This is a genomic window from Syntrophorhabdaceae bacterium (assembly GCA_028713955.1).
Lineage (GTDB): Bacteria > Desulfobacterota > Syntrophorhabdia > Syntrophorhabdales > Syntrophorhabdaceae > UBA5609.
Window position 1 is genome coordinate 1 of record JAQTNJ010000017.1, and the last position, 15,382, is coordinate 15,382.

Annotated in this window: 17 protein-coding genes and 1 tRNA gene; 14 read left to right on the top strand and 4 right to left on the bottom strand. The window is 49.8% G+C overall.

Translation table 11 applies throughout. The features are described from left to right. Window positions 1-21: 21 nt before the first annotated feature. The 4 genes from PHU49_02955 to PHU49_02970 form a co-directional block, all read right to left on the bottom strand. Entirely contained in the window at window positions 22-222 is a 201-nt protein-coding gene (locus PHU49_02955) for a cold-shock protein (GenBank protein ID MDD5242956.1), read from the bottom strand. A gap of 146 nt (window positions 223-368) precedes the next feature. Then, a complete protein-coding gene (locus tag PHU49_02960; protein ID MDD5242957.1) occupies window positions 369-722 on the bottom strand; it encodes a hypothetical protein in 354 nt (117 codons plus the stop codon). A 92-nt stretch (window positions 723-814) separates the two neighbouring features. Further along, a tRNA-Pro gene (locus PHU49_02965) sits at window positions 815-890 on the bottom strand. 34 nt (window positions 891-924) lie between these two features. Then, a complete protein-coding gene (locus PHU49_02970) occupies window positions 925-1,212 on the bottom strand; it encodes a DUF3820 family protein (protein ID MDD5242958.1) in 288 nt (95 codons plus the stop codon). Window positions 1,213-1,618: 406 nt separating this feature from the next. Here PHU49_02970 and PHU49_02975 point away from each other — a divergent pair, with 406 nt between their 5' ends. From PHU49_02975 to PHU49_03040, 14 genes are all read left to right on the top strand, one after another. Next, entirely contained in the window at window positions 1,619-2,893 is a 1,275-nt protein-coding gene (locus PHU49_02975) for an MFS transporter (protein ID MDD5242959.1), read from the top strand. A 126-nt stretch (window positions 2,894-3,019) separates the two neighbouring features. Next, the gene (ahbC, locus tag PHU49_02980; protein ID MDD5242960.1) at window positions 3,020-4,228 is read left to right on the top strand and encodes a 12,18-didecarboxysiroheme deacetylase; all 1,209 of its coding nucleotides are present in this window, start codon (window positions 3,020-3,022) and stop codon (window positions 4,226-4,228) included. 67 nt (window positions 4,229-4,295) lie between these two features. Next, window positions 4,296-5,282: a porphobilinogen synthase gene (gene hemB / locus PHU49_02985; protein MDD5242961.1), complete on the top strand. Its 987-nt coding sequence runs from the start codon at window positions 4,296-4,298 to the stop codon at window positions 5,280-5,282. Further along, a complete protein-coding gene (locus PHU49_02990) occupies window positions 5,258-6,274 on the top strand; it encodes a radical SAM protein (protein ID MDD5242962.1) in 1,017 nt (338 codons plus the stop codon). The genes hemB and PHU49_02990 overlap by 25 nt, the downstream gene beginning before the upstream one ends. A gap of 119 nt (window positions 6,275-6,393) precedes the next feature. After that, window positions 6,394-6,828, top strand: coding sequence for a hypothetical protein (locus PHU49_02995; GenBank protein ID MDD5242963.1), 435 nt, complete (start codon window positions 6,394-6,396; stop codon window positions 6,826-6,828). 7 nt (window positions 6,829-6,835) lie between these two features. Further along, entirely contained in the window at window positions 6,836-8,791 is a 1,956-nt protein-coding gene (locus PHU49_03000; protein MDD5242964.1) for a thioredoxin domain-containing protein, read from the top strand. Window positions 8,792-9,063: 272 nt separating this feature from the next. Further along, a complete protein-coding gene (locus tag PHU49_03005) occupies window positions 9,064-9,690 on the top strand; it encodes a DUF502 domain-containing protein (GenBank protein ID MDD5242965.1) in 627 nt (208 codons plus the stop codon). After that, the gene (locus PHU49_03010; protein MDD5242966.1) at window positions 9,660-10,382 is read left to right on the top strand and encodes a twin-arginine translocase subunit TatC; all 723 of its coding nucleotides are present in this window, start codon (window positions 9,660-9,662) and stop codon (window positions 10,380-10,382) included. Before PHU49_03005 ends, PHU49_03010 begins: the two co-directional genes overlap by 31 nt. Before the next feature lie 168 nt (window positions 10,383-10,550). Then, window positions 10,551-11,123, top strand: coding sequence for a DedA family protein (locus PHU49_03015; GenBank protein ID MDD5242967.1), 573 nt, complete (start codon window positions 10,551-10,553; stop codon window positions 11,121-11,123). Further along, window positions 11,110-11,334 (top strand): hypothetical protein, encoded by a 225-nt coding sequence (locus PHU49_03020; GenBank protein ID MDD5242968.1) that lies wholly within the window; start codon window positions 11,110-11,112, stop codon window positions 11,332-11,334. Before PHU49_03015 ends, PHU49_03020 begins: the two co-directional genes overlap by 14 nt. Beyond that, complete coding sequence (locus tag PHU49_03025; protein ID MDD5242969.1) at window positions 11,331-12,401, top strand: lytic transglycosylase domain-containing protein; 1,071 nt, start codon at window positions 11,331-11,333, stop codon at window positions 12,399-12,401. Before PHU49_03020 ends, PHU49_03025 begins: the two co-directional genes overlap by 4 nt. Before the next feature lie 550 nt (window positions 12,402-12,951). Beyond that, the gene (locus PHU49_03030) at window positions 12,952-13,332 is read left to right on the top strand and encodes an NADH-quinone oxidoreductase subunit A (GenBank protein MDD5242970.1); all 381 of its coding nucleotides are present in this window, start codon (window positions 12,952-12,954) and stop codon (window positions 13,330-13,332) included. After that, window positions 13,308-13,799 (top strand): NADH-quinone oxidoreductase subunit B, encoded by a 492-nt coding sequence (locus PHU49_03035; GenBank protein ID MDD5242971.1) that lies wholly within the window; start codon window positions 13,308-13,310, stop codon window positions 13,797-13,799. The genes PHU49_03030 and PHU49_03035 overlap by 25 nt, the downstream gene beginning before the upstream one ends. After that, the gene (locus PHU49_03040; protein ID MDD5242972.1) at window positions 13,793-15,370 is read left to right on the top strand and encodes an NADH-quinone oxidoreductase subunit D; all 1,578 of its coding nucleotides are present in this window, start codon (window positions 13,793-13,795) and stop codon (window positions 15,368-15,370) included. The genes PHU49_03035 and PHU49_03040 overlap by 7 nt, the downstream gene beginning before the upstream one ends. Window positions 15,371-15,382: the final 12 nt, after the last annotated feature.

Below are 15,382 nucleotides of genomic sequence, written 5' to 3' on the forward strand. Positions count from 1 at the left end.
ATCCGGACCTGCTTGGTAGGCTTAGCCTTTTGTTACGTTTGCTGCGGCAGGGCCTTTCGGGCCGCTGACGACATCAAAGTTTACTTGCTCGCCTTCAGACAGGGATTTAAAACCGCTGCTCTGAATGGCTGAATAATGAACAAACACATCAGTGCCGTCATCTTGAGTAAGGAAACCAAAACCCTTTGACTCGTTGAACCATTTCACAGTTCCTTTTGCCATATCGACTTACCTCCTTTTTAGAATGTGGATTAATACGGAACTGTGTTATGAAGATACGACAAAAATTGTGATTTCTGCGTCCGCTACTAACAGATGTTCCTAAACTCCATATATATTGTCACATAAAAAGGAAAAGATTGCAACATTTATCTGCGGGTGTCTTCTTCCTCCCCCCACTTCTTCCATGCATCGGGCATATAGCCGACAGTTGCCAATGCGCCGTTCTTCACGATAGGGGTCTTGAAAAGCAGCGGATCGTTCAACAGTTCTTCCTCGATATTATGGGTGAGATACCCGAGGTTCCGCCTGGCATATTCCTTACCTTCCCTGTTTATCAGGTTGTCTACTCCTATAACGGCCTTTACGCTGTTAAGCTCGCCCTTGCTCAGGCCTTTTTCCGCGAGGTTGATGAACTGGAACGGTATCCTCCGCTCCTTAAAATACCTTTGAGCCTTTCTTGTGTCCCGGCATTTTAGCGTGCCGAAGATCTGGATATTCATGGTCTGTACTGATCCCTCCCGTACGAAACCCTGTAGATTTTCCGGTAGCAGCATGCGATGAATGCAGAAGAGATTAACAGATGGATTTTTAATCGGGGCGACTGGATTTGAACCAGCGACCTCTTGCTCCCAAGGCAAGCGCGCTAAACCATGCTGCGCTACGCCCCGAATGTGCTTACAATACCACATGCACGCGCAGTTTTCAATATCGGTCCCTCTCCCACCTTGTACCCTTCTTGCGATACCCCCGTTTGTCGAGGACCTTCCTTGCCTTTTCGATAATGTCAAGGGGCACCTTGAAGGTAAACTTCTGGCCAGGGGGGACGCTGCCGGGCCTGTCCCGTTTGAAATCGTCTGCGAGCATAATAAGGTAGTTATCGGGCAGCGTGTCGATGCGCTGACCCTTGTATTTCCCGAAAGGCATATTATCCGGCGAAGCCGGGACATCTTCCTTCTTTCCGCCGGTATTGTGCAGTTTATATATCTTCATCTATTACCTGTCCTGATAGGGTGTGCCTCCTCTATCCATATGGCTCGCGTCGCCCCCTCCACCGGCAAAGCCAGTGGAGCCTCCTCCTCTCGCTCGTAAACTCGCTGGATAGATTCATCGGAGCGACACGAGCCGGCAGAGTACCACGTCTTTAGACATGGGTGAATGCGGTCTTTCCCGCAAGGCGCGTATTTATAGTGCCACGGGCTTGCCCGTGGGAATCTACTTATACAGCGCAGCGATGTTATACAGCAAATCGCCATGAATATAAACAGATTTGTTGGCCGGGAGACCGTTCCTCTCGCTTACGCCCCAGGACGCCTGGCCTTCATTATTGACGCCTGTGGGCGGTTTTGCTATACTGCGAAAAGTTGTGGTGGGGCTATCGTAAAAAAAGGAGGACCCAATGGAGCGGACGATAAAGGCGGCAATGCGGTATCGCTGGGTGATCTTCATGGTCCTCGCATTGCAGTACCTTTTTGTCTATTTTCACAGGGTTTGTCCTGCCATAGTAGCCCAGGACCTTGTGGAGACCTTCTCGATCAACGCCACCTCCCTTGGCGTGCTTGCCTCGGGCTACTTTTATCCTTATGTGCTCATGCAGGTGCCGGTAGGACTCCTGGCCGATTCCTGGGGTTCCCGGAAGACGGTGACGTTTTTTTCACTCCTCGCCGGAGCAGGCGCCCTCATGTTCGGACTCTCTCCTAATTTTGGAATGGCCACTGCATCGCGCATCGTCGTAGGACTGGGTCTCTCAGGGATCTTTGTGCCTGCCATGAAGACCCTCGCCGAATGGTTCAGGCCCAGGGAATACGCAAAGATCTCCGGGGCGCTCATGGCTGCCGGGGGCATCGGGTGGCTGTCGGCGTCAACACCTCTTGCACTGGCAGCGAGGAGCTTCGGTTGGCGGGCCGGCTTCATCGCCATTGGCGTAATTACTTTATTATTCTCTATCCTCACATGGTTCCTGGTGGTCGATTCGCCAAAGAAGAAGGGATTCCCCGAGATCAATGCGCGCGAAGATTCCGACGGCGCCCAGGAGAAGATGCGTCTTCTGACAGGAATAAAGATGGTGTTCTCGACTCTCCGCTTCTGGCCGCTTGCGGCCTTTTGTTTTTGCAACGGCGCTATTCTTTTCAGCTTTAACGGCCTGTGGGCAGGGCCCTACCTCCGGGACATTTACGGGCTCTCAACGCCGGCCATCGGAAATATCCTGTCCATGGTTGCCATCGCAATGGTGGTAGGAAGCCCCTTGCTGGGGTATCTTTCTGATAATATCCTGGGAAGCAGAAAGAAGGTCCTCTTCGGATGCAGCCTCGTAACCGCCATAGAATGGGCCTTCTTTTATTTCTTCTATCAGTCCCTGTCCGTCCCCGTCCTCTATGCCCTCTTTCTTGTGATAGGGATCTGTATCGGCGCATCAATTGTTATTTGTTTTACTGCTACAAAGGAACTCTTTCCTCTCGAAATGGCAGGCACCTCGGTAAGCTGTGTGAACATCTTCGGATTCGTGGGAGGGATCATCTACCAACCCCTGATCGGGCATTTCATGGACATAGGCGGCAAAGTCGACGGCAGATACCTTCCCCAGGGGTATAAGACAGCCTTTCTGCTCCTTTTTGCCACGAGCATTGCATATGCCCTCTGTACGTTATTTATGAAAGAAAAGCCTAAGGATTAAGGGCCGTGTGGGAAATTCTCAACTCAGCCGACATAGATGCTTATCATAATCTATTGACACGCCTTAATGCAAACGCTAACTCATTAGAACGTTGACTTTTTTCCGTTTTATGCACACAATTACAGAATGATCGGTATTTCAAAGCTCTACTGTAGTGCTGTTGAGGCATCGGACCCGCTCCGCTATGGAAGGGAATCGGGAAAGCTTCCCTCCCACCTCCTCCAGTTCTCGAAGGACAAAAAACCCGTTGTCGTATGGAACATGACGAAACGGTGCAACCTGAGATGCATCCACTGCTATGCCCTTGCAGAGGGCGAAGATTACAAGGGCAATGAGTTATCAACGGAAGAAGGCAAGAGGCTCATCGATGATCTGGCGCAGTTCGGTGTGCCGGTGATCCTCTTCTCCGGCGGAGAGCCGCTCCTGCGGGAGGACCTTCCGGAGCTTATCGATTACGCTGTGAAAAAGGATCTGCGGGCCGTTATCTCCACGAACGGAACGCTCATTACAGAAGAGAAGGCGCGGAGGTTTGCCCGATCGTCGCTTTCCTATATTGGGATCAGCCTCGATGGCATCGGCGGTGTCAACGACCTGTTCCGGGGCTCGAAAGGCGCATTCGAAAAGGCCCTTGCCGGTATGAGAAACGCGAAGAAGGCAGGCATCAAGGTGGGGTTGCGGTTCACCATAAATAAAAGAAACTACCAGGAGATACCGAAGATTTTCGACCTCATCGAGAAAGAGGATATTGAACGGGCCTGCTTCTATCACCTCGTCTATTCGGGCAGGGGATCGAAGCTCAAAGATGATGACCTTGCGCACGGCGAAGCCCGCAAGGTCGTAGACTACATCATGGACCGGACAAAAGCAATTTTCGATAAAGGCAAACCGATTGAGGTGCTTACCGTCGACAACCATGCTGACGGTCCCTATCTCTATATGCGGCTTCATCAGGAAGATCCCGCGAGGGCGGAAGAGGTCTACGAACTCCTCATGATGAACGAGGGGAACGCCTCCGGTGTGGGGATCGCCTGTGTCGATGAGGAAGGCAATGTCCACGCGGACCAGTTCTGGAGGCACTATAGTTTCGGCAACGTGAGGGAGAGACCCTTCAGCCAGATCTGGATGGACACCGGCAATGAACTCATGGCCAAACTGAAAGAGAAAAAGAAGTACGTGAAAGGCAGGTGCGCCCGGTGCAGGTGGCTTAGTATCTGTGGAGGGAATTTCCGGGTACGCGCGGAGGCGGCAACAGGCGATGTCTGGGCAGAAGACCCGCAGTGCTACTTAACGGACCAGGAGATAGCAGAGGGCAGAGAGCTGAGAGCTAAGAGCTGAGAGCGAAGAGCTGAGAGTTTAACTCTATGCTCTCCGCTCCACGCTCTCCGCTTAATAAGGAGTCAACATGAACTTTCCGGAATATAGACCAAGAAGGCTGAGAAAGAATGAGAAATTCAGAAAGATGATCGAAGAGACCGCCGTCTCCCCGCAGCACCTCATCTACCCACTCTTTGTCAAGGAGATGCACGAGGAGAAGATCCCCATCCCATCCATGCCCGACATATACCAGTTCTCCATTGAAGGGCTTATGCGCGAGATCGAGGACGTGGTAAGCCTTTCCATACCCGCGGTCCTCCTTTTCGGCATCCCTGAAGAGAAAGATGAAACAGGAAGCGGCGCCTATGATGAGAACGGGATCATCCAGAAGGCAACACAGAGGATAAAAAAGCTCTTCGGCGATGACATCCTTGTCATTACCGACGTATGCATGTGCGAGTATACGAGCCACGGTCACTGCGGGATTATCAGGAATGGCGACGTGGACAACGACGAGACGTTGAAGCTCCTCGCGCAAAGCGCGCTGACGCATGTCGAGGCAGGCGCCGACATGGTAGCGCCGTCGGATATGATGGACGGCAGGGTAAAGGAGATCCGCGATATCCTTGATAAGAACGGCTACCAGACGACCCCTATCATGAGCTATGCGGCAAAATACGCATCAGCACTTTATGGCCCTTTCAGGGATGCCGCAGAGTCTGCACCGCAGTTCGGTGACAGAAAGACATACCAGATGGACCCTCCGAACCAGAGGGAGGCGCTGCGGGAGATCAGGCTCGATATCGAGGAGGGCGCTGATATCGTCATGGTCAAGCCGGCGCTCTTCTATCTCGATGTCCTTGCCCTGGCGCGGCAGACATTCAACATACCCCTCGCCGCCTATTCGGTGAGCGGTGAGTATACGATGATAAAGACCACCGCGGCAAAAGGGTATCTCGATTACAAGAGAACCGTCCTCGAGGCCACGGTCAGTATCAGAAGGGCAGGGGCCGATATGGTGATCACCTATTTTGCCAAGGACATAGGAAGATGGGCGAGAGAGAATTCCCTCTGAGAATGGTCGCATGGGAGCTGACCAGGAACTGCAACCTTAACTGTATCCACTGCAGGGCAAAGGCGACCCTCGGTCCCCATCAGGGCGAACTCACAACAGAAGAATGTAAAAAGATCATCGACGATATCTCCTCCTTCGCGTCGCCGATAGTGATCCTCACGGGCGGCGAACCGCTCATGAGAGACGACCTCTTCGAGATCATCCGGTACGGCAATGAAAAAGGACTGAGGCTCGTCATCGCCGTCAACGGCACACTCCTCGATAAGGAAAAGGCGTTGGAGCTCAAGGAACTGGGTATCAAAAGGGTCAGCATGAGCGTGGATGGAAAAGACAGGCATTCCCATGATTCCTTCCGGGGCGTCCGGGGCTCATTTGACGCGGTAGTGAACGCGGCGGAGATATTGAACAATATCGGCCTGCCGTTTCAGATCAACACTACCGTTACCCGTTTGAACGTTGATGACCTTGGGGAGATTTATGAATTTGTGAAAGCGATAGGCGCCGTCGCATGGCACGTTTTCCTGCTTGTTCCTGTCGGCAGGGGCGAGGGGCTGCGGGGCGAAGAGCTGAACGCGAAGATGTACGAGGATGTCCTTCAATGGCTCTATACCATAGAAAAGAAGAACGAGCTGGAGATGAAGGTGACCTGCGCGCCGCACTATTACAGGATAGTGAAAGAGAAGGGCGACACGCCGAAGAGCGCGGGATGCCTCGCGGGGAAGAGCTTCATGTTTATCTCCAACAAAGGGATCGCCCAACCGTGCGGGTATCTTGAAATGGATTCCGGAGATGTAAGGAAAGAAGGCGTAAAGAAGGTCTGGGAAGATTCGCCGGTCTTTACGAAACTCCGGGACCTGCGTTCATACAAGGGCAAATGTGGCACATGCAGGTTTCTCGCTATCTGCGGAGGGTGCAGGGCGCGGGCCTATGAGATCCGGGGAGACATGCTCGGAGAAGAACCGTACTGCACGTACAATACAGCTCACGGCTGACAGCTTACAGTGAAAAGATACCCTTAGTTACAGGGCCAGCCCTTGACAGACCGTTGGTTCTGGTGCATAAGAGGAGAAACATATCACAAAACCGGGATAAGGATGTAAGGAGGAAAAAAATGACACACGAAGATGCAGGAAATTATGCAGGAAAGAGATGCGGTGCGAAATTAAATGAAACGATTGCTGCAAGGTTAAAGGAAAAAATATCCGAAAATAGAATATCCTGCGCCGAAGCCCACAGTATAGCGGCAGAGCTGAACGCAGACCCGGATGATGTGGGAACTGCGATTGACCTGCTTGAGGTTCGAATAATTAAATGCCAGCTCGGCCTTTTCGGACACGGGAAAGAGAAAAACATCCCTGCGCTGCCCGATAAAATTGATCCGGGGATCGAGCCGGCCATTCTGTCCTCCCTGGTGAACGACCGGCTCTCATGCTATGCGGCATGGGAGATTGCAAAAAGGTTTGATGTATCCAGGGCCACAGTTTCGGCAGTATGTGAAAAAATGAAGGTAAAAATATCTCCATGCCAGCTCGGGGCATTCAAGTGAGGGATAAATGAACAGACTTGCGAATGAAAGATCAGCCTATCTGCAGCACGCCGCGCGTCAGAAGATCGACTGGTTCCCGTGGTCCGAAGAGGCCTTCGAGAAGGCGAAGAGAGAAGGCAAACCGGTTTTCTTAAGCTCCGGGGCGATATGGTGCCACTGGTGCCACGTGATGGCGAAAGAATCCTTCGAGGACGACGAGATCGCCCACGTCCTCAACGAACGCTTTGTCGCCGTCAAGCTCGACCGGGATGAAAGGCCTGATATCGACAGGAGATACCAGCAGGCAACGGCGGCCATGGGTTTCAGCGGCGGCTGGCCCCTGAGCGTATTCCTTACCGGCGACAAGAAACCTTTTTACGGGGGGACCTATTTCCCGCCTGTCGATATGTACGGAAGACCCGGTTTCAAGACGATCCTCCTTGCCGTGAGCGAGCTTTACAGGACGAAGAAGGACGAGATCCACGAGCAAAGTGATCAATTCGTTGCCCTGCTCAACCAGCAGGATGAAGCGCCGGGAGAGATTAATACAACAATGATCGATCATGCAGCGCAGGGCATGCTTCCTTATATGGATAAACTGCATGGAGGTTTTGGACAGGCCCCCAAGTTCCCCATGTCGGGTGCCATTGAGTTTCTGCTGAACCGGTATTTTTTTACGCGGGATGAAGGCCTCGGCGACCTTCTGAAGAAGACGCTCGACGGAATGGCAGACGGCGGGTTCCATGACCAGCTTGGCGGCGGCTTCCACAGGTATTCGACCGATGAGGCCTGGACAGTCCCTCACTTTGAAAAGATGACAGACGATAACGCATGGCTTTTGAGGAACTATATCGATGCCTATTCCGCCTTTGGCGATGATCGTTATAAAAAGGTTGCAGAGGGCATCCTCCGTTTCGTGAATAAGGAGCTTTCCAGCCCTGACGGAGGTTTTTACGCAAGCATGGACGCGGACGTTACGCCTGATGATGAGGGCGGCTATTTTACCTGGACCGACGGGGATCTTAAAAGAGCGCTTAATGAAGATGAATACAAGGTGCTTTCCCTCTATTTTCTTCACACCTTCAATGCCGTGCACCATGACCCGGAGAAGAAGGTGCTCTCCGTCAGGATGACCGTAGAGGAACTGGCAGGAAAGACCGGTATGGATATCGAAACCGTGAAGGCCGTTATCCGGCAGGGGAAGGAAAAACTCTTCGCGGAGCGCGATGGGCGCACGAAACCTTTTATAGACAAGGCGCTTTATACATCCCTCAACGGCATGATGGCTGCTGCCTATCTCAAGGCTTACAGGATATTGCGGGACGAAACGATCAAAGACTTTGCGCTGAAGACGCTGGGCAGGATACTTGAGATCAACGTTGCGGATGACCGGTTATACCACTCCGAAGGGGTAAAGGCATTGCTCGACGACTATACCTGTTTTATAGATGCCCTCCTCGCAGCATATGAGGTAACAGGCGACCCATCATATCTTGAGAAGGCCAGGAGATATGCGGACAGGTGCATAGAGCTTTTCCGGGATGAAGAAAAGGGCGGGTTTTTTGATACCGATGAAGATGTTATCGATGTACGATTGAAAGGAGTGGGGGACATACCGCATCCGTCTGCCAATGCCGTTGCCATTATACTACTCGTAAGGCTCTCCCTCATGGCCGATGATGACAGGTACCGTCACGTTGCCGAACGAGCATTGAAGTCCTTTTCTCCTCAGGCCCGGATCATGGGACTCCATGCCGGATACTATTTCTGCGCCATGGACGCCTTCTTCCACACGCTCAAGCTCGATATCAACGCCCAACCGGCGTCCCGTCTTGCCGAAGAAGCCCTGAGAGAATTTTATCCCTATACGGCAATCCGGTATAGTAGTGACAAAGGTTATATCATTCCCTGCCTTGGAAATACCTGTTACGATCCCGTTGATACCGCCGACGGCCTGAGAAAGTTTTTTCAAACTCTTCATTAACCACCAAATTCTCTCAGTACAGAGGGTGGGTATCCCCGCAGCACGACTATGGAGTGACCCGGGTTTACCGTGCTTAGGTGAAGTCGAACGTTCCCGTAAGGACAACAGGAATTGTCTGAGGCCGTATAAGGCCGAGTTATGACTGTTGAGTGAGACAAACCTTAGTCACGGTCGGGAAACGCAATCGGAGTGCGGCAGGGATACCCACCCCCTGCATACCCGCCCCTAAATCATTTGACTTTGCCCATGTTCAATTATAGTATTACGAAATTATGAGCCTTTCCAAGCACCTGAAGAAAAAGTTCCTTACCGGTCTTTTCATCCTTATCCCCCTCATCATTACCATATATATTGTCTATCTCGTTATCTCCTCCATTGAGGCAATTATTGCACCGGTCATCAGGAACATACTTTCGCAGATCATAGGGCACGCGGTATATATACCCGGAACAGGTTTTATACTTTTTATCGTCATCGTCTATATTACGGGTGTCGTGGCATCGAACTACTTCGGCAAGACCCTGCTTGCATACGGCGAGACCTTCCTTAAAAAGATACCGTTTATAAAAGGGATCTATGGTTCTGTGAAGGACATTACGGACGCATTTTCATCGGAAAAGATCAAGTCCTTCCGCGAGGTCGTGCTCATTGAGTTCCCGTTCCAGGGCAGATATGCGCTGGGATTTGTAACAAAGCGGATCCGGCTTGAAGACAAGGACCTCTGTTCTGTCTTTATTCCCACTACCCCAAACCCGACATCGGGCTATCTCATCATGGCTCAAGAAGAAGAGCTGGTATTTCTTGATATGCGTACGGACGATGCGCTCAAGTATATCGTCTCCCTCGGTACCTCACGAACTGAACTTCCATGGAAAGAGAAAAAATCTTTTCTTTATTAACCGGATTACGGCGATTCATTGTCCAGTCAATGGCCGTTGCCGTACTGTCAGGGATAGTAAGCTTTTTCTTTTCAAAAGACCTTATAAGGCTCCTTCTCAAAACAGCCGGGATCAAGGTCTATTACCTGACCCTTCCGGAGGTTTTTCTTACGACCGTTGAGGTCGCCATGTACGCAGGTGTATTTTTTGCGTTGCCGGTGATCATCTATCTGGCCTGGCATGAGTTTCATGGTGTAACCGGCATCAAGGCGGCTTATGGCTATCTTTTTGTTCTGTTTGCTATCGTTCTTTTTTACGGGGGAAGCCTTTTTTGTTATTCGGTTGTCCTCCCCTCAGGGATAAAGTTTCTTGTCGGATACGAGGGCGGCGCTATCAAGGCGATGATATCCGTTCAGCGGTTTGCTGTTTTCTGTGCCGCAATGATCTTTGCCTTCGGTATCACCTTTGAGGTGCCGATTATTCTTCTTGTTCTCAGTAAGATGGGTCTGGTAAAATCGAAATCCCTCACAAAAACAAGAAGATTTGCAATCCTCTTCATTGCCATTGCTGCGGCAATTATCACGCCCACGCCTGACGTATACAACATGATGCTCCTTGCTGTCCCCATGTATGTTCTCTATGAGATCGGCATCATCCTCATGAAGATCGTTGAAAAGAAGGAGGCAGGGAAACACGCGGCCGGCAACGGATAGCGCGTGGTTGATAGCCGGCAGGGAAATGTTTTATTTGACCTATCAAGAAAAATTTATATACAATGGTTTACTAAAGAGGGGTTATCCTACGGGAGGGGTTATCGACCATTACATTACTTTGGGATGCGCATATTTAGCTGAAAGCTGTGCTGAGAGTTTATAATTTCCATGGAAACGTACATAGCGCAATACGGTTACATCGGTATATCAATAGGGACCTTTCTCGAAGGGGAAACAACGGTCCTCATCGGTGGGATCTTCGCAAAGCTTGGTTATATGAATCTATACATGGTTATGCTCTATGCCTTCATCGGTACCTTCATCGGTGATTTTACCTTTTTTACTCTCGGAAAATATTTTGGAAAGAATTTTATTGAACGGTTCGAGTTTATCCGCAACAAGGTCCCGCTGGCGAATAAGGTCATCCATAAATACGGTAATTTTATTATCTTTCTCATACGGTTTCTGGTAGGCATCAGGGCGGTCATACTCATCCTTCTTGGCTGCACGAACATGAAGATGGGTAAATTTGTTCTTTTTAATATCGTCAATTCCATGGGGTGGAGCATCATCGTTTCTATAATAGGATATCTTTTCGGGAAGGTTATTTTTGTTTTTGTCGGCGACATTAAACAATATGAAAGGATTATTATACCTGCCGTGCTTGTTCTGGTTACCGTGTTGATCCTCATCTACCGTTATATCGTGAAACGTAAGGAGGAAGCCTATGGAGATGAATGAGAAGCTCATGAGAGAATTGAAAAAAAAATTAGAGATCGAAATGGATAAGAAAGAGATCGAGATTGTCGAACACTGGCGGAAAGAGCTGGAGATGATCTACAGAAAAAGATATGAAAACCTCGGTTCCGTGCAGATCGATATAAAGGGTCTCATGGAAAGGATGGCGAACAGGGTTTCCATACTCGTCAGGATGGTGAAGGAAGGGGCATGAGGAGCGGAGAGCAGAGAGCAGAGAGCGGAGAGCGGAGAGCAGGTCTTAAAAGATACGTGTATGCGCGTATATGTGCGTTGACATTTATGATTATCATAATGCTTCTGGCTGGCTGTACGGAAGCGGGTGCGCAGGTGACGCAGAAGAAGGGGGTTGGTTCGCCGGAGAAGAGGATCGGAGACCTTGAGAAGGATGTCATGAAACTGCAGCATGAAGTCGACATCTTCAACCTCGATGCCCTGCCGGACAATCTCACGCTCTGTGACAAGAAGATCCCCATATACAGGGAAGATGTGCGGGAACGCTTCGAGCGGGAATTTTTTCAGTTCCTCGAAAATAGAGGACAGTTGACGCTTATTGTAAAACGGTATCTTAAATACCTGAATACGATCAATGAAGAGATTCAAAAGATGGCACTTCCGTCTGACCTCATCTATGTCGCAATCACGGAGAGCTACCTTCTCCCGAGATCTCTGTCGAGGGCGAATGCGGCAGGTATATGGCAGTTCATAAAAGAGACAGGCAAAAGAGAAGGTCTCTACATCAATGACAATCTCGACGAACGGTACAACATCAAAAAATCCACGCGGTCCGCATTGGTACACCTGAAGAAACTCTACGGAGAATTTGGCGACTGGCTGATCGCTATAGCTGCCTATAATGCCGGTCCCGCACGATTGAAAGAGGCAATGGAGCATCAGGGGACAAGAGATTTCCTTGACCTTTACCTTCCCGAGGAGACTGAACGGTATGTCTTCCGGATCCTTGCCGTTAAAGAGATCATCCTGAACCGCGAACGGTATGGTATCAAGATCGATGAAAAGGAACTATACAAATCCCTTTCGCTTTCGGAGATCACGCTTGAGACAGACAGGGAAATCCACACGAGTATCCTCGCGAAGGCGATGGAGCTCCCGTACAGGACCTTCCGGACATACAACCTCCAGATCAGGAGATACAGGTTGCCGAAAGGGACATACAGGGTCAACGTCCCTGTTGAAAAGAAAGAGACCTTCCTTAAACATCTGAAAAGCTACGAATACATCGAGGTCGTTAAAGAGAAATAAGGCTCAGCTTTCAGCAGACAGCTTGTGAAGCCCTAAATTCTAATATCGAAGCACCAATCTCTAAACAATATCAAAATTCAAATATCAAATGTTCAAAACGTGTTGTCATCGCGAGAAGTCCATCCTTTACTGTCTTCGCGAGGAGCGAAGCGACGTGGCGATCTCATAAGGTATAAACTATTAGTGAGATTGCCGCGCTCCGCTCGCAATGACAAAGTGCACGGCCTATCACCCATTACCTATCACCCTCCATTTTTCACGTTCTATAAGGTTCATCCAATTACGAATTACGATTCACGAATTACGAGGGTTTCTACGTACTGATAGTTTGTACATTTTTTCACTTTTTATATTGACAACAGGACGATATTTTGTTGATATTAAAGAAACCATGCAAACCTTACAGGAATTTTTTCATGTATCATATAGAAAGCGGCAGATTGGGGACATTTCCTGCCCTTTTATTAAAAATAGGATTAATAGTTTGTACATTTTTTCACTTTTTATATTGACAACAGGAAATTAAACTTTGTAGATATTAATTAATCTTATGCAAACATTACAGGAATTTTTTCATGTCGCAGTCTTTTCAGTGGTGGCAATTATCTTTACCGTGTCGCCAATTGTCATTGCTTACCTGCTCTCACCGAGGACAGTAGGCAAAAAGACCTTTGTTACCTATGAGTGCGGCATAGAACCGTTCGGGAATGCATGGATACGGTATAGCGTACATTATTACATCTACGCGCTTATATTTATCGCCTTCGATGTTGACGTCCTCTATCTCTTTCCTGTTGCGTTGAGCTATACAAAAGGCGGCAATACATTTGAATTTTATTCCCTGGTAGTATTTGTGCTTATTCTTGCATTGGCAGTTGTGTATGCCTGGGGAAAGGGAGTTTTCACCTGGAAACGAAAGATCCTATCATAAAATTCGCTGTCCTCGACAAGATCCTCAATCTCGCGCGGGCAAACTCGCTCTGGCCTGTGACATTTGGCCTCGCATGCTGCGCCATCGAAATGATGACCACATCCATGGCCCGTTTTGACATCGCCCGCTTTGGCGCGGAGGTCTTCAGGCCAAGCCCCAGGCAGGCAGATCTCATGATCGTATCAGGGACAGTGACAAAAAAGATGGCGCCCACACTGGTTACCCTTTATGAGCAGATGCCTTCCCCGAAATGGGTCATTGCCATGGGCAACTGCGCCATATCGGGCGGCCCTTTTGTTTTTAAAGGTCAGTACAATCTCATTGAAGGAGTAGATCTGCTTGTCCCCGTTGACGTATACGTCCCGGGGTGTCCTCCAAGACCGGAGGGTCTGCTTGAAGGACTTATGAAGCTTGAAGAAAAGATTACGGGGACGCGCCGCTTCCCGAAACCGGAACAGAAATGGTAAAGACTGTTTTAGAAGAGATTACGAATGCCTTTCGTAGCGTTGATGTGCGTGAAACTCCTTACACGGAGAAGGGCTATCATTTATCCGTAGACGCCCGGAAAGAGAACGTCCTGAGCATTGTCGAGTTCCTTGACAGGAGAGGATTCTATCTTGTTGACCTCTTTTGCGTTGATTACAAAGAATACCTCGAACTCGTCTATTTCTTTAATACACATAAAGAATTGTGCCGGATCAAGGTGACACTGAAGCTTGACCCTGGTAAGCCCGTTGCGCCTACGATTTCCCATGTCTATACAATGGCGCGCTGGTATGAACGGGAGGTTCACGAATTCTTCGGCGTCTATTTCGAAGGCCATCCGAACCTCACGTATCTTTTCCTCCACGATGGGATCGACCATTACCCGCTGCGCAAAGAACATGTCCCTGTTCCTGATGATGACAAACGATTGCTTAATTCCTTCAAACCCCAGGAGGAAGAAGATTGTTTCTTCATCAACCTCGGTCCGCAGCATCCAAGCACACACGGGGTGCTCAGGGTCGTCCTGAAGATGGATGGGGAATACATTGTTGACGCGGAGCCGGTTCTTGGCTATCTCCACAGGATGCACGAAAAGATGGCAGAGAACAGGACCTATACGCAGTTCCTGCCGAATCCTGCGAGGATGGACTATCCGGGGGCGCTGTTTTTCAACCTCGCGCACGTGGAGACAGTTGAAAAACTATGCGGCATCGCGGTCCCGGAGCGTGCGAAGTATATAAGGACCATCACCTGTGAGCTGAACAGGATCGCAAGCCACCTCTTATGGCTCGGCGCCTTCCCCGCAGACCTCGGGGCACTGACGCCCTTTATGTATACCTTCGACGACAGGGAAAACATCCTCGATATCCTTGAAAATGTTACGGGGTCGAGACTGACCTACTGCTATTTCCGCTTTGGCGGTCTATACAATGATATTGACGAAGAAAGCTTTATCGATGCCACAAAACGCTTCATAGAACGGATGCGTGAACGGCTCGTGATGTACGACAAGCTCATTACCGGCAACGTGATCTTCATAAACAGGGTGAAAAATACCGGCATCCTTGAGCAGGAGCAGGCCCGAAAATACGGATTCTCCGGTCCCACCATCAGGAGCACCGGCATACCCTTCGACATGAGAAAGGTTGATCCCTATGAGGCATACGGTAGTATCGATTTTGAGATCCCGACAGGGCATACAGGGGATAACATGGACCGCTACCTGGTGCGGATAAAGGAGATGGAGATCAGCCTCAACATTATTGAAGAAGGTATTAAGAGACTGCCCTCCGGTCCGTTCCAGACCGAAAAAGTACCGAAAAAGCTGAAACCCCCGAAAGGCGACATATACCACGCCATAGAATCGACACGGGGCGAGACCGGCGTATATATTGTGAGCGACGAGAGTGATACGCCTTACAGGATGAGATGGAGGGTGCCTTCTTACTCAAACCTCATGGTCTTCCCGTATCTTGCACGGGGAGTGCTCATCGCCGATGCGATCGCATCGCTCGGGAGTTTTGATATTGTTGTGCCGGAGATAGACAGGTGAAACAGCTTAGAG